We start from the raw sequence: 20732 nt of genomic DNA on the forward strand, positions 1-20732 counted from the left end.
GTCCCTGACGGGGGGAAGGCTAACCCCCGCCGCGGGACCCCGCGGCCCTCAGCCGGCCAGCGCCTCCCGGACTCCGGGGTACTGCGCGAGGACCGTGTCCGCGCCGGTCAGGGCGAACAGACGGCACAACTGGCGGCCCGGGGCCGCGATCCGCAGGACGGTCGTGCGGTGCACCCGAAGGAGCAGGTTCAGGAAGGAGGAGTCGCCGAAGGTGACGGCGCCCGCGTCCAGGACCACCAGGGGGTGCCGGTCCGCAGCGGCGGTGAGGGCCTCCTCCAGTGGCGCCAGGGTGTCCTGGTCGAGTTCGCCGCGCGCCACGACGACCCAGCCGGCTCCGGCCCCATAGCCGTCCCCCACCACGCCGCCGCCCCGCGCGTCCTGTGCTCCGGCCATCTCCGCCTCCCCGGACGTCACCGTACGTCTTCCGGAATGGAGTATGCACGGTCGTCGCGCCGGGGGCCGTGCCCCGGTCCGGCCGCACCGCGGACCGAACGGGTCGCGATGCGCAGGTGTAGGACCGGCAACCCGGGGCAGGAGCGGCCGCGGCAGCCATCGACCGCAGGGAGGGAACGGCCACCATGTCCCGTTCGGCCGCAGTAGTGAACCCCGTTCGTCCGACGGACCGCCGGGCTCCGGCCTGCGCCCCGGCCACGGAGGGAACGCCGTCGGCGGGAGCGCTCCCACCGGTGGAACAGGCGCGGGAGCTCTCCCCCGCCGACGCCCGGGAGTTGTCGCGGCTGTTCCTCGCCCGGCTGCGTTCCCTGGAGGAGGGGACGCGGGAGCACCAGTACGTGCGCAACACCCTGATCGAGATGAACCTCTCCCTCGTGCAGTACGCCGCCCGCCGCTTCCGGTCCCGGGCGGCCGGGGGCGGGATCGACATGGACGACATCGTCCAGGTCGGCACCATAGGCCTGATCAAGGCCATCGACCGCTACGACCCCGCCCGCGAGGTGGAGTTCTCCACGCTCGCGCTCCCGTACATCACCGGTGAGATCAAACGGCACTTCCGCGACACCACCTGGGCCGTCCACGTGCCGCGCCGCCTCCAGGAGCTGCGCACCGAGCTGGCCAAGGCCCAGGAGGCCCTCACCGACGCGCTGAACCGGGCCCCGACGGTCAGGGAGCTCGCCGGCCACCTCGGGCTGCCGGAGGAGCAGGTGATGGACGGTCTGATCGCCGCGAACGGGTACACCAGCGGCTCCCTGGACCTCGCCTGCGAGGAGGACGGGGCGCGGGGGACGGGCCGGCCCGCGCGGCCCCTGGCCGAGAAGCTCGGGGACGCGGACCCCGCCATGGAGCTGTTCGAGGACTTCCACACCCTGGCCCCCCTGCTGCGGGAGCTGGATCCCCGGGACCGGCTCATCCTGCGCATGCGGTTCGGCCAGGAGAGGACCCAGTCGGAGATCGGCGCCGTCCTCGGCATCTCGCAGATGCAGGTCTCGCGCCGGCTCTCCCGCGTCCTGGGCCGGCTGCGGGAGGGCATGCTCGCCCGGTAGGGGCCCGGCGGACCCGCTTCCCGCACCTCCGGCCCCCCGGGGCCGCCGGTGACCGGTGCTCCGGAACCGCGGCCCACGTACACTGTCCGGCACTCGAAGTGCCCCTCGAACGCGGCCCGCCGGGTGTCCCCACCCGGCCGGGGGCAGGTGCGTCGGTCCGCACAGCGACGGAACCAGCCGGGGGCCCATGCGGCCGCCACGAGAACGGAGCCATGCAACGGTGAGGGTGAGAGCACAGTGACGAGCAGCGGATCGCCGACCGCCCGTCCGCCGCAGCCGCACACCGCGGCGCGCCAGCGCCGCCGTCTGGCGCTGGACGGTGTCCGGGGCCAGGTCGCGAAGGGCCGCGACTTCGCGCGGCAGGCCCTGCGGGACTGGGAGTGGGACGGGAACGAGAGCGCGGAGGACGCGCTGCTCGTCGTCTCCGAGCTGGTGACGAACGCCGCCCTGCACGCGGGCGGCTGCCTGCACCTCGCGCTCACCCGCGGTGAAGCCCTGCGGATCGAGGTGTTCGACGGCTCCACCGCCCTGCCGCGCCGCGACCCCTCGCCCCGGCGCGGAATTCCGGGCGGCCACGGGCTCCACATCATCGACCGGCTGTCCGACCGCTGGGGCTGCGAGACCCATGAGCAGGGCAAGGTGGTGTGGGCGGAGATCGACGGATCCCGGCTTGCGACGGATCCGGCCGCCGCGCACTGAGCCGCGTCCCCCGCCCGTGCGGGGCGGGGGCGTGCCCGGGGCCCTCCGTCACCACTCCGGGTGGACGTCGTGGCTGTCGTAGCGCTCGCCCTTGTCGGTCACCCAGGGGCGGAAGCGGCCGGGTCCGCTGCGCTCGCCGCCGTAGCGGACCGCTTCGCCGGTCTCGTCCGTGACGACGACCGCTCCGGCCTTCTGGGCGCTGCGCAGGGCATGGGTCCAGTGCCGGCCGCGGTGGCCGGTCCGGTAGTCGGGGATCTTGCACTGGGACATCGGTGTCACCGCCTCGTCGGAGTCCCGGGGCCCGGCCCGGCCGTCGGGGGGCGGGCACGGGATGGGGGCCGGACAGACCCTTCTACCCGGAATGCTCCGGTTCGAACGCCGTACGGGGCCGGCTACCCGGCGGGCGGCGTGGTGAGGCGGGCGCACTCGGCCACCACGGCCCGCAGATCGCCGGTCGTGCTCAGGAGCCGGCGCTGGGGGCGGGCCCCGTTGCCGCGGTCGAGCAGGCGCGCCACCCCCTGGTGTACGCGTTCGAGGTCGCCGTTCTCGTCGAGCGCGTCCCGGACGTGGTCCAGCAGCACGTCGAGGACCGCCCCGGGAGGGGCGGGGCTCATGGTGCGGGGGTCGAGCAGCGGACCGTCCAGGCCCGACTTGGCCGCCTGCCAGGAGGCGAGGCGCAGCAGGCCGACGCCGACGCGGGCCGGCGGCAGCCCGGCGCGCCACGCGCGGGCTGCGGTGTCCACCAGCCCCCGCGGGCCGCCCGGACGGCCCCCGACATCGCCGACGCCGAGGGGCTGCCGGCCCTGACCATGCGCGGCGTCGCGGCCCGGCTCGGCGTCGCCGCCATGTCGACGTACCGGTACGTCCCGAGCAAGGAGGACCTCGTCCTGCACATGGCCGACGCCGCGTTCGGCGAGGCGTCCTACGGCGCCGACGCCCCCGGGGACTGGCGCGCCCGCGTCGAGCTGGGCGCCCGCACCCTGTGGGGCCTGTACCGCAAGCACCCGTGGCTGGCCCAGACCGGCAGCCTCACCCGCCCGCTGCCCGTGCACAACCTGATGGTGCACGGCAAGTGGGTGCTCAGCGCCCTCGACGCCCACGGCCTCGGCCCCACCACCCTCTTCGGCATCCACGTCCTGCTCTACAGCCACGTCCAGGGCCTGGCCGTGCACCTGGAGAGGGAGGCCCACGCCCAGGCCGCCACGGGCCAGACGGAGGACGAGTGGATGGACGGCCGGACCCCCGTCCTGCGGGAGCTGGTGGAATCCGGCCGCTTCCCGGCCTTCGCCAAGGTGGTCGGCGCCTTCGAACACGGCTACGACCTGCGTCTCGACGCGCTCTTCGAGCTCGGCCTCAAAACCCTCCTCGACGGCCTCACCCCCCTCGTCGAAGGCCGGCCGGCTATCGCGGGGTGCGAAGGCACTCGATCAGGTAGTCGCCCGTCTCCGGGTCCACGGTGACGCCGTGGGCCTCGCTGCCGAAGCCGGGGAAGGCCCGGTCGAAGGCCTCCAGGGCGCCCAGATAGCGCAGCAGGGGGCCGTCCGGGGCACCGAGGGACTCGCCGGGCATCAGGACGGGGATGCCGGGCGGGGTGACGGTCACCATGGCGGCCGCGATCCGGTGGGCGGCGTCGGCCAGGCGCAGGCGCTCGGTGCCGCCCCGGATGAGCTGCTGGTAGCAGTGCCGGGGCGGGTGCACCGGCTCGGGGAGCTCCTGGAAGGCCTCGTCGAGCGCGTGGATGAAGGCCCCGCGGGTGAGGTGCTCGTGCATCCGGGCGCACAGTTGGCGCAGGGTGGTGTCCCGGTAGCGGCCGGGGTGGCGTGCGGTGAGGGCGGGCAGGACCCGGTCCAGCGGGGCGTCGGCGTCGTAGTGGGCCTTGAAGTCCATCAGGGCGTCCATCAGCGTGCCCCATTTGCCCTTGGTGATGCCCATCGAGAACAGGATGAGGGTGGTGTAGCTGTCGGTCTTCTCGACCACGATGCCGCGGGTGGCGAGGTACTCGGTGAGGACCCGGGCGGGGATGCCCCACGGCCGGGTCTCCCCCGTGGCGGTGACGCCGGGGCAGGTGAGGGTGACCTTGACGGGGTCGAGGAGGCAGTAGCCGTCGGTCAGGTCGGGGAATCCGTGCCATGCGGCGCCCGGTTCGAGCTGCCAGCAGGCGGGATCGGCGGCCAGCAGGCCGACGGGCGCGTCGGCGAAGGCGACACGCGAACCGGTGGCGGGGTCGGTGACCGTCTCGGGCTGCCAGACGCCGAAGAACCAGTCGGGGCGGTCGCCCGCTTCCGCGATGCGGCGGCCGGTGCGGACGACGGCCTGCCGGAAGCGGATCGCCTCGGTGACGGCCTCGTCGATCAGCCACCGGCCCTGCGGCCCGTCCATCATGGCCGTCGCCACGTCGAGGGAGGCGATGCCGGGGTAGAAGGCGGAGGTGGTGCCGTGCATCATGAACGCCTCGTTGAAGCGCTCGTGCTGGACGGGTGCGCGGGGCGCGGGCCGTACATGGACCATGGCGCACTGGGAGAGCGCGGCGAGGAGCTTGTGCGTGGAGTGGGTGGCGAACACGGTGGGCCGGTCGGCGCCCTCGAAGGTGTCCGGGCCCACGGCCATGCCGTAGCGGCCCCGGTAGAGGGGGTGGAAGCGGGCGTAGGCGAACCACGCCTCGTCGAAGTGCAGGCGGGGGGTGCTGGCCGCCAGGGCCCGGGCGGCGGCGAGGGTGTCGTAGCACAGGCCGTCGTAGGTGGAGTTGGTGACGACCGCGTACTGGGCGTCCGGCGAGACGGCTCCTGCGGCGAGGGGGTTGGCGGCGATGCGGGCGGCGACCGCGGCCGGGTCGGTGGCGGTGGGCGGCACGGGGCCGGCCAGTCCGTAGCCGTTGCGGGTGGGCACCAGGTAGACGGGGCGGGCGCCGGAGACGACCAGGCCGTGCAGGACGGACTTGTGGCAGTTGCGGTCGATCAGGGCGATCTCGTCGGAGGTGACGCTGTAGTGGCCCACCATCCGGTTGCAGGTGGAGTCCCCGTGCAGCACGAAGTACGTGCGCTCGGCGCCGAAGACGCGGGCGGCGTTGCGCTCGGCCTCGCCGATGGGCCCGGAGTGCTCGTAGAGCGAGCCGAGCTCGCCCACGGAGATGGACAGGTCCGTACGGAACAGCCGCTCGCCGTAGTAGTCGAAGAAGGCCCGCCCCGCCGGGGACTTCAGGAACGCCACCCCGCCGGAGTGGGCCGGGGTGTGCCAGGAGTACTCGTGGGCGTCCTCGAAGCGGCGCAGGGCGCGGAAGAACGGCGGCAGGAGTTCCTTCGTGTACGTGTGGGCGGCGGCCGCGACCCGGCCGGCGATGAAGGCGGGGGTGTCCTCCAGCGGCCAGATGTAGCCGACGACGGTCTCCGACACCCACAGCGGCAGGTGCTCCAGGTCGTGGTCGGAGCTGTCGGTCATCAGGAGGAAGACCGGCAGGTCCTTGAAGCGGTGCCGGATCCGGTCCAGGACCTCGGCCCCGCCGGTGGGCACGTCGGGCGCACCCCCGGCCGGGGCGCCGGCGGTGGGGCGCGGCAGGTCCCAGGCCACCACCGCGGCGGCGATGCCCGCCTCCGTCTGGAGCATCGCCCGGGCGTCCCGGGCATCCGCCGCCCGGCGCAACTCCAGTCCCCGTGACTGGAGTTCCTTGCCGATCCGGCGCAGTTGTTCGGCGCTCACCCCGCCGCCGAGGGGGTCCTCGCGCAGCGCCAGCAGCACCGTGCCGTTCGCCATGGGTTCCGTCCGCCTTCCGTCATGGGGCGCCCCGGCCGGCCGGGGCTTGACGGAGCCAGTCTGGGCCTGCCCGCCCCACCCGGAAGCGATCTTCGGGGGTGGTTCACCCGCCGGTGGGAGCGGCGGCAGCGGCCCCTTGACCGGGCTCGGACGGCGGGTGCCGGCGCCGGTGGGTGCCGGGTCGGGCCGCGTCGTCCCCGATTCGGCGGGCCCGGTCAGCCGCCGCCCTTGAGGCGGCGGTTGACCTCTTCGGTGATGCGGCGGTTCAGGTCGGCCAGCTGCTCGGGGGTGTAGCCGGTGAGGTCACCGAGGTCCGGTGGGTCGGTCCGGGGTTTGTCCTTCTGTTTCTGCTCGTCGCGCCGTTTGAGCTCCTGCTCCTCCGGCGAGCCGGGTGCCGCGTACGCGCACTTGATGAGCGTGCCGTCGGCGGCCTTCAGACAGGTCGCCTCGTGGCCGGCGACCTGGCCCCTGCCCTCCACCCGGTAGCGGATGTCCTGTTCGCTGCCGATCGTCGCGGTCCAGGTGGTGCCGCCGGTGGGGACCACCTCGAACACCTGGTCGTCGTTGTAGCAGCAGACGTCCCGGTACTCGGCCTTGATCAGGGCGACGATCGCCTTCGGCGAGGACCAGGTCGGGTCGAGCCGGTGGACGGTCAGGGGCGCGAGCCCGCTGCCCTGGTAGTGCGCCGGGACCGTCGCGACGGCGACGACGGAGCTGGCCTCGCCCTGCGGGGTGAGGGGGGTGACGTAGGCGCTGCGTCCGCTCGCGTCGCTGTAGCGCAGGGTGAACTCGGAGTCGTTGCCCGCGTTCGCGCCGTCCTCCGAGGCGTCCCAGCCACTGCGTTCGAACCACCAGTCGGTGAAGCTGCCGACGGCGGTGACCGCCTCCCGCTGCCGGGCGGCGAGGCTGACGGGGTAGGAGGGGCCCGGGACGGCTTCCGTGTCGGTGGTGATGGTGACCTTGCCCGTCCGGCCGTTGTAGAGCGCGACCCCGGCGGGCTGTTCGGTGACGACGAGGAACCCGGTCTGGCGCTTGAGGGGGACGACCACGACGGGTGTGTCGCCCGAGCAGGTCACGTAGGCGTCGCCGGCCTCGAAGCGGACCCAGCGCTTCTGCTCGGAGATCTTCCGGCCCAGGTTGTGGTCGAACCAGCCGCTGATGCGCGCGTCCGCCACATCCACGTCGAACGCGCAGCGCTGCTGCGAGCGGCTGGTGCCCCCGAGCGGGACGTCCTGTTCGAGGCCGACCTCGTACCCCGACAGCCAGCCGCTCCGCTCGACGAGGGTGGCGAAGCGGTCGGAGTCGGGAAGATAGGTGATGTCGGCGATCTCACCGGTGACATCACCCAGGTGCGGGGCGGCCTGCGCCTTGCCGACGAGGAACGGGGCGCGGGGCGCCAGCCCGGGCACGGGGTCCGTCACGACCTGGGTCGCCTGCATGTAGGCGCGGTCCTGGAGGTAGGCGCCGTAGATCATCCACCCGACCGCGAGGACGAGGCCGACGAGGACGCCCACACAGCCGAGGGTCCCCGCCACATCGCTCTGGCCGACGGTCTTGCCGCGCCATCCGCGCACGAGCCGCTGCACCCACCACACCAGCAGCACGCCGCCCGCGGCCAGCAGCGGCAGGGCCAGCCAGGCGAAGAGCTTGCGCAGCTCCCACACCAGGACGGTGGAGTAGTACGGGGCGAACAGCGGCACGCACACCGCCACCACCACGACACCGCCCAGCGTCATGCCGACACGCAGAGCCCGGCTCATCAGCGCCTCCCCCATGGCCCGGTTCGGCTCAATTGTGTAGGGCGGTGCGCTCCGGTGCCAGGGGCTTCACGGAAGAGGGTGTCCGGGTTCCGGACGCCGGCCCGGGCGGAACCCGCGGGACGGGGCGGGAGGGGCGGGACGGCTGGGGCTCAGGGCTGGTGCGTCCCGGTCGCCGGTGCCGGTCCGGGTGCGTCGACGGCGACGAGTTCGACCTCGAAGCCGTCCGTGTTCTCCAGGTAGGCGGCGTAGGTGTGTTCCCCGCCGGCGTGCGGGTGGCGGTCGGGGAACATCAGGGTCCAGCCGTGGTCCGGCGCACGGCGGGCCAGCGCGTCGACGGCGTCGCGGCCCTCGACCTGGAAGGCCAGGTGGTTCAGGCCGGGCCGGCGGCGGTCGTGCCGCCCCGCGGTGAGGGCGGGCGACTGCTCGAAGACCAGGTAGGTCGCTCCGAGGCGCCAGCTCCGGCCGTCGCGCCAGCTCTGGAAGGGCGTGTAGCCCAGGGATTCCAGCAGCCACCCGAAGGAGGCGACGGCCCGCTCCAGTGCGGGTACCCAGATCTCGACGTGGTGCAGGGCACCGTGCACCGGCCGGGTCACGCCGTCCCCACCGCGGCGGCCTCGGCCGCGCGAGCGCGCAGCAGCGTCAATGCGTCCCCCTCGTCGACCCGGTCCGCGCGTTCACGGCCCCCCGGCATTGTAGGTCCGCCGCGGATACCTCCCGGGCCGACCGCCGCGCGCCCGCGCGGTGCCCTGGCTTAGCCTGAACGCCCGCTTCACTCTTGCCCGTTACGTCCGAGGAGACCCATGGTCGACACCGTCGACTCGCTGACCGCCCGTCTTCACGATCTGCTGGTGACCTGTCTGAGCGGCGCCCCGCAGCGGGGCGATTTCGCCGCGGGCCTCCACGACGTGGTCGCGCGGGCCGCGCCGCTCGGCCCCGACGGTGCGTGGCTCGCCGCCGCGTGCCACGCGAACCTCGGCGACCTGGCCGTCGCGCAGGGCGACGTGAACCGGGCCCTGTACCACCTCGACGCCGCGGTGACGGCCGGCTACAACGACTGCGTCGCCCTCCACCTCCCCTCCATGCGCCCGCTGCACCAGGATCCCCGGTTCCGTTTCACGTACGAGCGGATGCGCATCACCCAGGGGGACTTCGAGGAGCTCGTCTGGCTGCACCGGGAGATGCAGATCACGGTGAGCGAGGCCCGGGAGGCGACCGTCGACAACATCGGCCGCCTCGACGCCGGGGTGTCCCTGCTCCCTCAGGCGCCCCTCCCGACGCGTGCGCCACACACCCCCGGCCTCCTGATCACCCGCATCGAGCTGGCCGCGCTCCAGTCCGCCCTCCAGCAGGCGGCGGTGAAGGCGGAATTCGGGCGGAGTTCCGCCAACACCAGCCTCAGTCTCATCGACGGGTCCTGGGACCGCACCCGCGCCACCTTCGACGCCTGGCACGCCGACGACCGGGACACCCGGCGCCGGCAGGAGGCCGAGGCGCGGGCCTTCGTCGAACGTCCCGGCGCCGGCGCCGTGCTCCTGGCCTGCCCGCCGCTGGGCTCGATCACCTACCCGGGCTGACCGGACCCCGTGCCTGCGCGGGGAGGGCCCGTTCGGCGTGCTCGCGGAGTGAGGACCCCGGCGGACGGGGGCGTCCGGCCGGAGTAACCGACGGACGGACGGCGCGTTGGGTACCGCGTGACACTTGACGATCTCTACACCGACATCGTGGCCGAGGAACTCGACGCGGACGCCGACGCCGGGCCCGAGCGGCTGCCGGTGCTCACCTACCGCGAGGCCGTGCTCGCCCTGGCCGTCCTCGGCGCCGTCGCCGAGGGGCGGACCGGCGAGGAGGTGCGCACCACCGCCCGCGCCCTGGGCACCCGGCTCGGCATGCGCCTGCCCGCCGGCTGAGCCGGCCCCGCCCGGGACCGTGCCGCCGGACGCCTGCCGCGAGGGCGCGGCTGCCGTTGCCCCTATCCTGCGGAGATGATCAAGCCCATCGAACTCGTCATATTCGACTGCGACGGCGTGCTGGTCGACAGCGAGCGCATCGCCGCACGCGTGCAGGTCGCCCTCGGAGCCGCGTGGGGGTGGCCGCTGACCGAGGAGGAGGTCGTCGACCGGTTCATCGGACGCTCGCACGCCGCCATCCGGGAGCAGATCGCGGACCGGCTCGGCCGGGAGACGGCCGCGATCTGGTCGGAGAGGTTCGAGGAACTGCACCGCGAGGCCGTGGACGCCGGCCTCGCCCCGGTCGACGGCCTGCCCGAGGCCCTCGACGCGCTCACCCTGCCGACCTGCGTCGCCTCCAGCGGCTCGCACGACAAGATGCGCCACACCCTCGGCCGCACCGGGCTCTACGCCCGCTTCGCCGGCCGCATCTACAGCGCCACCGAGGTGGCCCGCGGCAAGCCGGCCCCCGACCTGTTCCTGCACGCGGCCCGGCGGATGGGCGTGGACCCGGCGGCCTGCGTCGTGGTCGAGGACAGCGGGCCCGGCGTCCGGGCCGCACGGGCCGCCGGCATGCGCTCCCTCGGCTACGCCGGCGGGCTGACCCCTGCGGCCCGCCTGGAAGGCCCCGGCACCACCGTCTTCCACGACATGCGCGCGCTGCCCGCGCTCATCGCCGCGCTGTAGGCGACACGCGGGCCGACGTCAGTGCCAGGACCGCTGCCGTGCCGGCTGCCCGGGGTGCCAGGGGGCCGGCCGGGCGCTGCGGAGCAGGGCGTCGAAACGGGCGTACAGGTCGTGCGCCTGCTCGGGCGCGGGTACGAACGCGGTGACGGATCCGTCGGTGAGCTGGACCGTGACCACGCTGCCGCCGCGCGGGTCGGGCTGGTGCCACACCCCGGCGAGGGCCGTGGCGGGGACCCAGCCCGGCTCGCTCTCCGGGGCGCGGCGGCCGCCCCGGCGGCGCCGCAGGGCCCGCCGGTAGCCGGGGATCAGCAGGGCCGGGAAGGTCACCACGGCGAACAGGAAGATCGCGATGCCCGCGATCACGCCGCCGGCCCAGTTCAGCAACGCGATGAGAGCGCCGTAGCAGAGGGCGACGAGGAACACCCACATGGAGGCGTCGACGGCGGCCTCCGGCGCCCCGGTCCTGCGGAGCACGGTGAAGGCGCCGAGCGAGGCGAGCATCACCAGGAGGGTGACGCAACCGGCTCCCTCGCCGAGGAAGGTCTCGGCGAGGGATTCCTCGCGCTGGTCCGGCCTGACGGCGTAGCCGTGGTCGTGGAGGTGGACGGTGATCCGCCCGCCCGGCGTGGCGTTCACGCCCTTGATCGCGTACATGACGATCACGCTAGCGTCCCCGGCGGCGCTCCCGGGGACCGGCCCCGGCCCGGAGCCCTGCCGTGCCCGGCTTCCGCTTCCGGGACCTCCCGGCGTGAGAACGGGCACATTTTTGTCCCTTTTGACCAAAATCGCTGGATTCTTGTCTGTGGTCGTACCAAGCCAACGCCACCGGGAGAGACATGCGCAGCGCACACCGCCTGACGGACCACGGCCGGATCGGCCTGCCCGCGATGACGGGAGCCGCCGCACTCGGCCTCTTCCTCACGCTGCTGATCCCGGCCGGTGACGCCTCCGGCGCCGAGGCGCCCGCGCCGGCCGGCGCGGCGGCCGGGCGGGCGTCCGGAGCGGCCGGTGCGGTGGCGGGCCTGCAGGAGGTCTCCTCGTTCACCGTCCACTTCCCCGCCGCCCCGTACCGGACGGCGAACATCGGGCGCGCCGTCGAGCTGATCAACGGATCGGTGGTACCCGCGGGTCAGACGTGGAGCTTCAACGGGACCGTCGGCGAGCGCACCCGGGAGAACGGCTTCGTCGACGGCATCATGATCAACGACGGCCGGTACGTGAAGGCGCCCGGCGGGGGCGTCTCCAGCGTGGCCACGGCCATGTACAACGCCGCGTTCTTCGCGGGCGTCGATCTCGTGGAGCACGGGGCGCACTCCTTCTACATCGAGCGGTACCCCGAGGGCCGCGAGGCCACGGTCGCCTGGGGCACCCTCGACCTCCGCTGGAGGAACGACTCCGGCCACCCCCTCACCGTCCGGGCCGAGTCCACCGACACCTCGGTGACGATCACCCTGCTCGGGACGAAGAAGTACGACGAGGTGCGCGCCACCCAGGGCCCGCGTACGAACGTCACCGCGCCGGGCGTGCGCCGGGCCTCCGGCCCCGACTGCGAGGCGCAGACCCCGCTCGAGGGGTTCGACGTGGCGGTGGACCGGGTGTTCGTCCGCCAGGACCGGGAGGTCGGGCGGCAGACGTTCCGCACCCACTACACCCCGCGCGACGAGGTCGTCTGCGCCGTGGACCCCACGCAGAGCCCGTCCCCGGCGAGCCCGTCCCCCACGGTGGTCCCGGCCTCCCCCACGGTGGTCCCGGCCTCCCCCTCGCCGTCTCCCAGCGCCGGCTGACCCGCCCCGGGAGACGGCGGCGCGAACGCCCTCCAGGTTGGCCGAAACCCGGACTCCCTGGTGCCCGCCGCGCTGACCTAGCCTGCGGTCCGAACCAGGACCGAAACCGGGGGGACGCACGTGACGCGGGAGAGACAGGCGCACGGGCAGGGCGGGGAGGACGCCGGCCTCGACTCGGTGGTCTGGGGGTGCTGCCGCGCCGGGACCGGATGGTTCTGGATGGCCCGCCACACCGCGTGGGACGGCACCGTCCGGCGCACCGCGCACGGCTGGCGCGAGACCCGGGACGACGCCACCCGGGTGGGGGCGGCGGCGGCCCGGACCATGGCGGCCGGCACCCGCGCGCAGGTGTTCCTGCGGCACCGGACCGCCGAGTACGCCCTGCGGGTCCTCCTGGAGGACAGCGGGACGCCGGCGCCCCAGCGCCCCGCGCCCCGGTAGGGCCGCCGCGCCGCCCGCTCAGGGCGCGGACAGGGCTCCGGCTCGGGCGATGACGACGTCGAGCAGGGCCAGCAGGCAGTCGCGCGCGTCGTCGCGCGAGCGGGCGTCCAGCAGGAGCACCGGGGTGGCCGGATCCCGCAGGTGCAGGGCGGCGGCGATCTCCTCGGCGGTGTACGGCTGCTCGCCGTGGAAGCAGTTCGCGCCCACCACGAACGGCAGCCCGCGGCTCTCGAAGAAGTCGATCGCCGGGAAGCCCCGGTCCAGGCGCCGGGTGTCGACGAGCACGAGCGCCCCCAGGGCCCCGCTCAGCAGGTCGTCCCACATGAACCAGAACCGCTCCTGGCCGGGCGTGCCGAACAGGTAGAGGACGACCCCCGCGTCGGCGAGGGTGATCCGGCCGAAGTCCATGGCGACGGTGGTCAGGGTCTTGGACTCGATGCCGTCGAGGTCGTCGACGCCGACGCCCGCGCTCGTCAGGCGCTCCTCCGTGCGCAGCGGCTCGATCTCGGAGACCGACTCGACCAGGGTCGTCTTGCCCACTCCGAATCCGCCGGCGATGAGGATCTTGACAGGGGCCGCTTCCCGGGAGGCGGAGGCGGCGGAGGTGTCATATCCGGGCAAGGTTGTCCCTGATTTTCATGAGCAGGTGGACATTGGTGGTCTCGGCGCCCTCCAGGGGCGGCCGGTGGTCGATCAGACCGCGGTCGGCGAGTTCACCGAGGAGGAGCGTCATCGGCGTGAGGCGCATGTGCATGCGGGCGGCGATCTCGGCGACCGCCATGCCGCCGGGCGGCGCGCACATGGCCAGGACGGCCTGCCATTCGGTGGCCAGTCCGGCGTGGTCGACGTCCCCGGGGACCGCCGCCACGATGGTCGTGTCCATCGTGAGGACGGTCTGCGGAGCGGCGGCCGTGCGGCCGTCGGTGAGCGCGTACAGCCGGGTCCGGCGCGTGCTGCGGCGCTGCGGCTCGTCGGGCATTACGCGGTCGGCGCGGAGGTGCGCTCGGGGGTCCCCAGCCACTCGCCGAGCGCCTGCGCGGTCCGTACGGCCTCGCCCCCCAGCTCTCCGAGCCGGGCCTTGCGGTTGGTCACCACGATGAGCGTGCTGCCCTCCCCGCACCCGACGACGCACAGGTAGCGGTCGTCCATCTCCACGAGCTGGCGGATGACGCGGCCGCCGTCGATCTCCCGGGAGATCGCCTTCATGGTGGCGGCGATGCCGGAGGAGGCGGCCGCGATGCGCTCGGCCTGGTCCCGCTCCAGCAGGTAGGCGCTGAGCTTGATCCCGTCGTTGGACAGGAGCACGGCTCCCTGGATTCCGGCGATCCTGCTGAGGTTGTTGTCCAGGATGCCGTAGATCATGTCGCTGGCTGTTGTCATGGCTGGTCCGCTCCGAGCTCTGCTTCCACTTTCTTGGTCCCCTCTTCGTAGTCCGCCCAGGCGTCGGCCACCTCTTCGGGTGTCGCCGCGTCCCGGCCGGCGTCCGGCTCCGGGGCGCGGGGGCCGCGCAGTTGCCGGGTGAGGTGGGTCTGCGGGACGCGCTCGGGCAGGGCCGGCCGCGCGTCGGCGGCGGCCGTGGAGCGGGTGGGCAGCGCCCGCTCGGGCCGCGGCGGTAGGGGTGCAGGGGCGGCCGGCTCGGGGCCCGGTGCCGGGGTCGGCGGCGCCTCTGGCGCGGGCTCCCGTACCGCTGGCTCCCGTACGGGGATCCGTACCGGAGCGGGCACGGCGGCCGGCCGCGGCTCGCGGTCGGGCCGGGGCCCGGGCTCCGGGTGCTGCGCGGCCGGTGCCAGCAGCGTGCCCGGCAGGACCACCACGGCCGCCGTCCCCCCGTACACGGAGCGCCGCAGCGTGACGCGGGCCTGGAGCTGTTCGGCGAGGTGGCCCACGACGAAGAGGCCCAGCCGGTGCGCGTTCTCGGCGAGGACGGAGTACGGCGGCGCCGAGTGCAGGCGCTCGTTCATGGCCTCGTACCCGGCGGGCGTCACGCGCGGTCCGCGGTCCTCGATCTCGACCGACAGCCCGTCGGCGACGAGTTCGGCGCGGACGACCACCTTCGAGCGCGGCGGCGAGAACCGGGTCGCGTTGTCCAGCAGCTCGGCCAGCAGGTGGCTGATCTGGCTGATCGCGTGCGGCTGGACGCTCGCCTCGTCCAGGGCCTGGCGTTCGATGCGCCGGAAGTCCTCGACCTCCGCGGCGGCCTCGCGCAGCAGGTCGGCGACGCGCATGGGCTCGGTGTGCGGGTCGGGGATCTCGCCGCCCGCGAGGATGAGCAGGTTCTCGATCTGGCGCCGCATGCCCACCGTCAGCTGGTCGGAACGCATCAACTGGGCCAGGAGCGCCTCGTCGTGGCCGAAGGTGTCCTGGAGGTCCTCGGTCAGGCTCAGCTGCCGGCTGACGAGGTTTCCGGTGCGCGAGGCGATGCCCGAGGCGAACAGGCCGAAACCGTGCCGCTCGGCGGCGAGTTGCCGGTGCCCGTCGACGGACGCGGCGACCACCCGGGCGAAGGCGTCGGCGATCTGCCCGACCTCGTCCTGCCGTCCGCGCACGGCCGGCAGCGCCTCCTCGTCGACGGGCTCCCCGCGCTGGAGCCGGGCCACCACGTCGGGCAGCGTCTCCTCGGCGATGGCGACCGTGCGGGTGTGCAGACGGTTCAGGCGGCGCAGGACCGAGCGCGTGGTGAGGACGACGACGGCGGTGACCAGCAGCAGGGCGCCACCGCTGGCGCCGATCAGCCAGGAGACCTCGACCTCCAGCTCGGTGGCCTTGGCGTCGGCGTCCTCGAACACGCCGCGGGCACGGTCCGTGTTGAGCTGGGCCAGGCGGGGTGCGAAGGTCCGGTACGCGGCGGGCCAGTCGCCGACGTCGGCCGGCAGCTTCACACCGGTCGCGGTGTCCTTGTGGTTGGCGATGACCGCGTTCTCGATGCGGAGTTTGGAGTGCCAGGCGTCCGAGCCGGTGAGCTTGTCGTACGCCGCCAGCTCGGTGGGTGGCAGGTACGGCACGATCCAGGTGTCGTACAGGTAGCGGTGGGTGCCGACGGCGTCGAGGAACTGGGAGAACCCGGTGGCCGCCAGTTCGCGGGAGGGCCCGGCCAGCGCGAGGGCGGTGTCCTCGCGCGCGACCATCTCGGTGGCCGAGAACAGGGCGACGGCGGGCCGGCTCTCCTGGGCGAGTTCGGCGTCCTCGGAGTGGCTGAATTCATCCTGGTAGGCGCGGATGATGTCGTCGATCACGCCGGTGTAGTAACCGACCGCCTGCTCGGCGCTGCCGTTGTGGGCGTCCGCCCGCTTGCGGTACGAGGCCAGCAGGTCGAGCCGTCCGCCGACGGCGTCGAGGCGCCCGTCGCCGGGCTCCTGTCCGTCCTCGTCGGCGTGCTGCGCCATGTCGCCGCCGCTGCCCGATATGCGGCGGAACTCCGCCGCCGCCCGGTCGGTTCCGGCCCGCTTCTCGCGCAGGGCGTCGTCGGTCACGGGCGAGCCCGCCCACCGCGCCGCCGTCATCGCCCGCTCGGCCTGGAGCTCGTTCATCAGCCTGACCAGGGGCACGCCGATCCGCTCGCCGTCCTCCACGTCGCCGCGCAGGTGCTCCGACTGGGCCAGCAGCCGCTGGGCGGTGACGGCGACCTGGGTCCCCATCGCCACGGTGGGGACGACGGCCAGGCAGACCAGCATCGTGCGCAGGCGCACGGTGCGGCGGCGCCGGACGGGCGGCTGGCTGGGTGGGCCTTCGGGTGCCATCGCAGACATCGGTCCTCGGGAGCGGCGGAGACGGGCCTGGACGAGGGCATGGGGGAACTGCCGACACGGCCCTGTGGGGTGAGGATGCCGATCATATCCAGCCAGTCCGAATAAACGGAGACCCTACTTCCACGCCGCTGTGCGGAGGTCAGCGCAGGGACTCCCTCGGAGGGCGCTCGCGCAGGGCGCCGTAGCCGATGAAGTAGGCCGGAACGCGGTTCAGCCAGCGCGAGTCCGTGACCAGTTCCGTCATCCGCTTCGCCCTGCGGGGGTTGCCGAAGGCGGTGCGGCCGGCCAGCAGGGGCTCGATGACCTGGGCGTGGGCCAGCCGCTGGAGCCCCTGGGTGGCCACCGTCGTGGGCCAGCGCCGCAGTTGCACCCGCCGCACGTCCTGGAGCCCCACCGCGCCCGCGCGCAGCGGACGCACCAGGTGGCGGGCCGCGGCCACCGCGTCCTGGACGGCCAGGTTGATGCCGATGCCGAAGACCGGCGACATCGCATGGGCGGCGTCACCGATGCACAGCAGGCCGGGGCGGTGCCAGCGGCGCAGCCGGTCGAGGCGGACGTCGAGCAGTCTGACCTCGTCCCAGGAGGTGACGGCGCCCGCGCGGTCGGCCAGCCACGGCACGGCGTCCGTGAAGCGGGTCATGAAGCGCTCCAGCCCCTCGGCGCGGCGCTCGGCGTCCGTGCCCTTGGGGATGAGCGCGGCGCACTGCCAGTAGTCGCCCCGGTCGATGAGGGCGGTGAAGAACCGGTCGCCCAGGCCGCCGACGAGCCCGCCGGGGTCGTGCTCGCGGCGCGGCAGACGGAACCACCAGGCGTCCATGGGGCAGGCGAAGCCCTCCAGGCCGAGTTCCGGCAGGGCCCTGGCCAGCGAGCCGCGCCCGTCGCAGGCCACGGTGAGGGTGGCGCGCAGTTCGCCGGTGGTGCCGTCGGCGGTGCGGTAGCGGACGCCGGTGACCCGGCCGCGCTCCAGGAGGAAGGAGGTCGCCCCGGTGTCCATGCGCAGCCGGAAGGAGGGCTCCTTGCCCGCCTCGTCGGCGAGGAGGTCCAGGAGGTCCCACTGTGGCACCATCGCGATGTAGTTGTACCTGCCGTGCAGCGCCGAGATGTCCCCGACGGTGACGAGGGACCGGTCCGGTCCGACGGGCAGCTGGACGGAGGTCACCCGGCGCTGCGGCAGCCGGGCGAAGCGTTCCGCGAGGCCGATGTCGTCCAGGAGCGAGAGCGTCGACGGGTGCACGGTGTCACCTCGGAAGTCGCGCAGGAAGTCCCCGTGCTTCTCCAGCACCGTCACGTCGACTCCGGCCCGGGCCAGCAGCAGCCCCAGCACCATGCCGGCCGGTCCGCCGCCCACCACGCAGCACGTCGTGCGTTCCTGTTCCACGGCACCTCCACCCCTTTCCGGATTTCAGGCGCTCGGACTCGGGTGCCCGAGGTGACGACTCACTGGTAGGTGACTAGCATGGACAGAGGAGGGCCGCCACCGCGGTAGCAGGAGTTTCAGCCTGCGGTGATGCAGACGGCCCAGTGAAGAGCGGTCCCGCCCATGGGTCCTTGGCTCGAACAGCCATGTTGACGGCGGATGCGCTCCACATTTTATCGGGTAAAGGCAAAAACCCCGTGCTGTTGGCGAAAGGAGGCAGAAATCCGCTTCGCGCCGTGGGAACGGCGCAGTGACGAGAAGGGTTCTGAACCATGCAAGCACTGAGAGTGAAGCGGCTCTTCGCGGCCTCCGCGATCGGAGTCCTCCTGGCCGGCGGCGCCGCCCTCGGCGCGGCGGGTACGGCTGCCGCGGCAGCGCCCGCGCACCCGGTCACGTACAGCCACGGCGGCGGTGGATGGGACGACGACCACGGCTATGGCCACGGCTGGTACGACGACGATGACGACTGGGGCGGAGGGTACGACGACTGCGGCTGACCGGCCGCATCCCCTACAGGCTGTGCGGACCGCCGAGTCGGCGGTCCGCACAGCGCGTGTCCGTACCGGGCCGCACCGAAGGCCGCGCCCGGCGCCGGGGTTCAGCGGCGGGGCGCCGCCGGGCGGGACGTGGCGCTCGGGCCGTAGCGGTCGTAGTAGTCCTGGAGCAGTCCGGACTCCTCCAGGACGGCGTCGGCCCAGGCCCGGTCCAGTCCGGGCGGGGCGGGGCGGGTGGCGACGGCGCAGGCGCCGGTGAGCATTCCCGCGTAGACGAGGTCCGAGTGGAGGTTGCTGATGCTGTCCGTCTCGTGGAAGTTGACCGGCCGTCCGCCGGCGAGCACCGTGACGTCGACCCCGCCGGGCAGGACGTGGGTGCGGGACGCGGGGCGCGTCACGGGGTCGCCGTCGGCCAGGGCCTCCAGGGCGGGCAGGTCGAACTCGATGTCCCGGCTGCTGACACTGGCCAGGTAGGCCGGGCGCCGCAGGGAGCGGAACTCCCGGGTGGACATGCTGGTGCGGCCGGTGACGCCGAAGACGAGCAACGGCTCGTGCCGGTCGAGCAGGGTGGGGAGTTCCCGGTCGGTGACGTACCCGCTCTCGTGGGCGCCGATGAGCCGGAGGATGTCGGCGTCGTGGACGGCGACCCGCATGCGGCGCTGGGTCAGCAGGGCCGCGATGTGGGCGCCCACGTTGCCGTAGCCGACGACCAGCGCCGGCTGGCCCTCGATCTTCAGGGCGGGCAGCAGCTCCAGGGCCGTGCTCACGGCCTTCTCGGCGATCCAGTACGACTCGATGCGCCCCTTGAGGCGGGACTGGGCGACCGAGAACACCGGGAACGGCAGCTCCTGTTCGCGGCCCTCCAGCTTGTAGATCCCGGACATGGTCTGCTCCACCACCCCCGCCCACTGTCCCGCCCCCGACGCCGCGAACGCGCCGCTGCGGGCCGCGTCCAGCAGCGCGGGGGCCACGTAGCCGCCGTCGTCCAGGGCCAGGCAGCGCAGCCCCCTGCGTCGGGCACGCTCGGTGTGCTCGCGGACGGCCGCCGGGTCCCCGGCGTCGACGACGCGCACCCCCTGCTCGACGAGGTGGCCGTGGACGCGGTGGCGCCACTGGTACGCGTAGTCCTTGCGCAGGACCGTCATCGCGTCGAGCGGGGCGCCCAGTTCGGCGAGGCAGCCGACGAGGTGGACGAGGTCGGTCAGGAAGTGCCCGGTGACCAGGACGGCGAAGCCGGCGAGGGGCTTTCCGCCGCGCAGGCGCCGCACGGCGGCGCTCATCAGCGGCAGCTCCCCCGCCACGCGCACCACCTCGTGCGCGGAGAGCGCCTGGCGGTGCCATATCTCGGCCCAGCGCTCCAGCGAGGCCGGCGCGGGCGCGGCGCCGCGGCCCGAGAGGCGCAGGTTCAGGCGCAGCAGGGGCGACCCGGCCCCGTCGCGGCGCATCTCCGTGGAGACGTACATCGCCGCGTGCAGGCCCGGTTCGAGGCGGGCGGTGAGTTCCCCGCCGGCCTGGGCGAGCACGGCGTCCGGCCCGGCGGCCTCGCACAGGCGGCGGGCGGCGCGGTGCAGGAGGCGCGGGCCGTCCTCGGGGTCGCCGGCCACCTCGACCGTCGTCGCCGCGAAGGGGACCGGGCCGTCGGCGGGCCACCCGGCACGGTGGTCCGGGCGCGGGGCGGTCAGGGTATTCGATTCTCGGTCCACTGGAATTCCCATCCGTTCCACCCGGCTCGCGTGCACATGAGTTTCCAACAAGGGGATCGTCCGCCGATTTCCCATGAATTCGACGGGGCAGCTCAGGGTGCCCCGCAAAAAAAAACGGCCGGCAGGTCACGGGAATGAGAATACGGTCATGCCGGAAATAGCCGCCGCATTACGGGTCGAATCACCCTCGAATCGCCCTGGAATCACGGGGCGGGCCCGCGGACACGGCACATACTCGAGCGACCGATTCCCCACCCGAGGAGGCCCCCGTGCCCACGGCACACGACTGGATCGACGCCCTCGGCCTGGAACCGCACGTGGAGGGCGGGTATTTCAGGCGGACCTTCCAGGCGGACCACCGCCCTCCGATCGCGACCGACCGGGGCGACCGATTCATCCTGACCTCGATCCACTACCTGCTCACCCGGGAGTCGCCGGTCGGGCACTGGCACCTCAACCGGTCCGACATCCTGCATTTCCACCACCACGGCGATCCGATCACCTACCACCTGCTGCACCCGGACGGCCGGTACGAGACCGCCGTCCTCGGCCAGGACCCGGGGCGGGGCGAGGTGCTCACCCTGGCCGTTCCGGGGGGCGTGTGGAAGGCCTCCCACCTGACCGCCGGCGACCACGGCCTGATCAGCGAGGCCGTCTCGCCCGGGTTCGACTTCGCCGACATGACCCTGGGCCGGCCCGACGAGTTGCCGGCGCTGTTCCCGGACCACGAGGACGTGGTGCGCCGGTACTGCCGCCGCCCCGACGGCCCGGACGCCTCCGCCGGGTGAGGCCGGGCAGAGGGACGGAGA

General features: G+C 73.7%; 23 protein-coding genes. 10 read left to right on the forward strand and 13 right to left on the reverse strand.

Annotated elements, in window-relative coordinates; translation table 11 throughout:
- Positions 1 to 48: 48 nt before the first annotated feature.
- The gene (locus tag ACFY15_RS27340) at positions 49 to 393 is read right to left on the reverse strand and encodes an STAS domain-containing protein (protein WP_390689832.1); all 345 of its coding nucleotides are present in this window, start codon (positions 391 to 393) and stop codon (positions 49 to 51) included.
- 185 nt (positions 394 to 578) lie between these two features.
- On the opposite strand from ACFY15_RS27340, the gene ACFY15_RS27345 reads away from it, so the two are divergent.
- Positions 579 to 1499 (forward strand): SigB/SigF/SigG family RNA polymerase sigma factor, encoded by a 921-nt coding sequence (locus ACFY15_RS27345; protein WP_390826215.1) that lies wholly within the window; start codon positions 579 to 581, stop codon positions 1497 to 1499.
- A 237-nt stretch (positions 1500 to 1736) separates the two neighbouring features.
- Complete coding sequence (locus ACFY15_RS27350) at positions 1737 to 2198, forward strand: ATP-binding protein (RefSeq protein WP_390826216.1); 462 nt, start codon at positions 1737 to 1739, stop codon at positions 2196 to 2198.
- A 48-nt stretch (positions 2199 to 2246) separates the two neighbouring features.
- Here ACFY15_RS27350 and ACFY15_RS27355 read toward each other — a convergent pair whose 3' ends face one another.
- Both ACFY15_RS27355 and ACFY15_RS27360 read right to left on the reverse strand, forming a co-directional pair.
- Complete coding sequence (locus tag ACFY15_RS27355; RefSeq protein WP_390689886.1) at positions 2247 to 2468, reverse strand: hypothetical protein; 222 nt, start codon at positions 2466 to 2468, stop codon at positions 2247 to 2249.
- A 122-nt stretch (positions 2469 to 2590) separates the two neighbouring features.
- Positions 2591 to 2941, reverse strand: coding sequence for a hypothetical protein (locus ACFY15_RS27360; RefSeq protein WP_390826263.1), 351 nt, complete (start codon positions 2939 to 2941; stop codon positions 2591 to 2593).
- Between the two features lie 51 nt (positions 2942 to 2992).
- Here ACFY15_RS27360 and ACFY15_RS27365 point away from each other — a divergent pair, with 51 nt between their 5' ends.
- Positions 2993 to 3658, forward strand: coding sequence for a TetR/AcrR family transcriptional regulator (locus ACFY15_RS27365; RefSeq protein WP_390826262.1), 666 nt, complete (start codon positions 2993 to 2995; stop codon positions 3656 to 3658).
- On the opposite strand, the gene ACFY15_RS27370 is transcribed toward ACFY15_RS27365, so the two are convergent.
- From ACFY15_RS27370 to ACFY15_RS27380, 3 genes are all read right to left on the reverse strand, one after another.
- Positions 3600 to 5945 carry an Orn/Lys/Arg decarboxylase N-terminal domain-containing protein gene (locus ACFY15_RS27370; protein ID WP_390826217.1) on the reverse strand — a complete coding sequence of 782 codons (2346 nt, stop codon included), beginning with the start codon at positions 5943 to 5945 and terminating at the stop codon, positions 3600 to 3602. The two genes, ACFY15_RS27365 and ACFY15_RS27370, sit on opposite strands and share 59 nt — an antisense overlap.
- Positions 5946 to 6160: 215 nt before the next feature.
- Complete coding sequence (locus ACFY15_RS27375) at positions 6161 to 7705, reverse strand: hypothetical protein (protein ID WP_390826218.1); 1545 nt, start codon at positions 7703 to 7705, stop codon at positions 6161 to 6163.
- A gap of 149 nt (positions 7706 to 7854) precedes the next feature.
- Positions 7855 to 8298: a VOC family protein gene (locus ACFY15_RS27380; RefSeq protein ID WP_390689839.1), complete on the reverse strand. Its 444-nt coding sequence runs from the start codon at positions 8296 to 8298 to the stop codon at positions 7855 to 7857.
- A gap of 207 nt (positions 8299 to 8505) precedes the next feature.
- Here ACFY15_RS27380 and ACFY15_RS27385 point away from each other — a divergent pair, with 207 nt between their 5' ends.
- The 3 genes from ACFY15_RS27385 (at position 8506) to ACFY15_RS27395 (ending at position 10338) form a co-directional block, all read left to right on the forward strand.
- Positions 8506 to 9279 (forward strand): hypothetical protein, encoded by a 774-nt coding sequence (locus tag ACFY15_RS27385; RefSeq protein ID WP_390826219.1) that lies wholly within the window; start codon positions 8506 to 8508, stop codon positions 9277 to 9279.
- Positions 9280 to 9396: 117 nt separating this feature from the next.
- Complete coding sequence (locus ACFY15_RS27390) at positions 9397 to 9612, forward strand: hypothetical protein (RefSeq protein WP_366449490.1); 216 nt, start codon at positions 9397 to 9399, stop codon at positions 9610 to 9612.
- Positions 9613 to 9687: 75 nt separating this feature from the next.
- The gene (locus ACFY15_RS27395) at positions 9688 to 10338 is read left to right on the forward strand and encodes an HAD family hydrolase (protein WP_390689841.1); all 651 of its coding nucleotides are present in this window, start codon (positions 9688 to 9690) and stop codon (positions 10336 to 10338) included.
- Between the two features lie 18 nt (positions 10339 to 10356).
- Here the strand turns inward: ACFY15_RS27395 and ACFY15_RS27400 are convergent, their stop codons facing one another.
- Positions 10357 to 10992 carry a hypothetical protein gene (locus tag ACFY15_RS27400; protein ID WP_390689842.1) on the reverse strand — a complete coding sequence of 212 codons (636 nt, stop codon included), beginning with the start codon at positions 10990 to 10992 and terminating at the stop codon, positions 10357 to 10359.
- A gap of 182 nt (positions 10993 to 11174) precedes the next feature.
- Between ACFY15_RS27400 and ACFY15_RS27405 the strand changes: the two genes are divergently transcribed.
- Positions 11175 to 12122, forward strand: coding sequence for a VanW family protein (locus ACFY15_RS27405; protein WP_390826220.1), 948 nt, complete (start codon positions 11175 to 11177; stop codon positions 12120 to 12122).
- A gap of 120 nt (positions 12123 to 12242) precedes the next feature.
- Complete coding sequence (locus tag ACFY15_RS27410; protein WP_390826221.1) at positions 12243 to 12563, forward strand: hypothetical protein; 321 nt, start codon at positions 12243 to 12245, stop codon at positions 12561 to 12563.
- Between the two features lie 18 nt (positions 12564 to 12581).
- Here ACFY15_RS27410 and ACFY15_RS27415 read toward each other — a convergent pair whose 3' ends face one another.
- The 5 genes from ACFY15_RS27415 to ACFY15_RS27435 form a co-directional block, all read right to left on the reverse strand.
- Complete coding sequence (locus tag ACFY15_RS27415; protein WP_390826222.1) at positions 12582 to 13184, reverse strand: ATP/GTP-binding protein; 603 nt, start codon at positions 13182 to 13184, stop codon at positions 12582 to 12584.
- Positions 13171 to 13542, reverse strand: a complete 372-nt coding sequence (locus tag ACFY15_RS27420) for a DUF742 domain-containing protein (protein ID WP_390689846.1) — start codon at positions 13540 to 13542, stop codon at positions 13171 to 13173. Before ACFY15_RS27420 ends, ACFY15_RS27415 begins: the two co-directional genes overlap by 14 nt.
- Positions 13542 to 13943, reverse strand: coding sequence for a roadblock/LC7 domain-containing protein (locus ACFY15_RS27425; protein ID WP_042818750.1), 402 nt, complete (start codon positions 13941 to 13943; stop codon positions 13542 to 13544). Before ACFY15_RS27425 ends, ACFY15_RS27420 begins: the two co-directional genes overlap by 1 nt.
- Positions 13940 to 16300 carry a nitrate- and nitrite sensing domain-containing protein gene (locus ACFY15_RS27430; RefSeq protein WP_390826223.1) on the reverse strand — a complete coding sequence of 787 codons (2361 nt, stop codon included), beginning with the start codon at positions 16298 to 16300 and terminating at the stop codon, positions 13940 to 13942. The genes ACFY15_RS27425 and ACFY15_RS27430 overlap by 4 nt, the downstream gene beginning before the upstream one ends.
- A 148-nt stretch (positions 16301 to 16448) precedes the next feature.
- The gene (locus tag ACFY15_RS27435; protein WP_390689885.1) at positions 16449 to 17636 is read right to left on the reverse strand and encodes an FAD-dependent oxidoreductase; all 1188 of its coding nucleotides are present in this window, start codon (positions 17634 to 17636) and stop codon (positions 16449 to 16451) included.
- 362 nt (positions 17637 to 17998) lie between these two features.
- Between ACFY15_RS27435 and ACFY15_RS27440 the strand changes: the two genes are divergently transcribed.
- Positions 17999 to 18223 carry a hypothetical protein gene (locus tag ACFY15_RS27440; RefSeq protein WP_390689848.1) on the forward strand — a complete coding sequence of 75 codons (225 nt, stop codon included), beginning with the start codon at positions 17999 to 18001 and terminating at the stop codon, positions 18221 to 18223.
- Between the two features lie 101 nt (positions 18224 to 18324).
- On the opposite strand, the gene ACFY15_RS27445 is transcribed toward ACFY15_RS27440, so the two are convergent.
- The gene (locus ACFY15_RS27445; RefSeq protein ID WP_390826224.1) at positions 18325 to 19923 is read right to left on the reverse strand and encodes a hypothetical protein; all 1599 of its coding nucleotides are present in this window, start codon (positions 19921 to 19923) and stop codon (positions 18325 to 18327) included.
- A 269-nt stretch (positions 19924 to 20192) separates the two neighbouring features.
- Between ACFY15_RS27445 and ACFY15_RS27450 the strand changes: the two genes are divergently transcribed.
- Positions 20193 to 20711, forward strand: a complete 519-nt coding sequence (locus tag ACFY15_RS27450) for a cupin domain-containing protein (protein WP_390826225.1) — start codon at positions 20193 to 20195, stop codon at positions 20709 to 20711.
- The last annotated feature ends 21 nt before the right edge of the window (positions 20712 to 20732 follow it).

It is taken from the genome of Streptomyces sp. NPDC001373 (genome assembly GCF_042895815.1).
Taxonomy (GTDB): Bacteria; Actinomycetota; Actinomycetes; order Streptomycetales; family Streptomycetaceae; genus Streptomyces.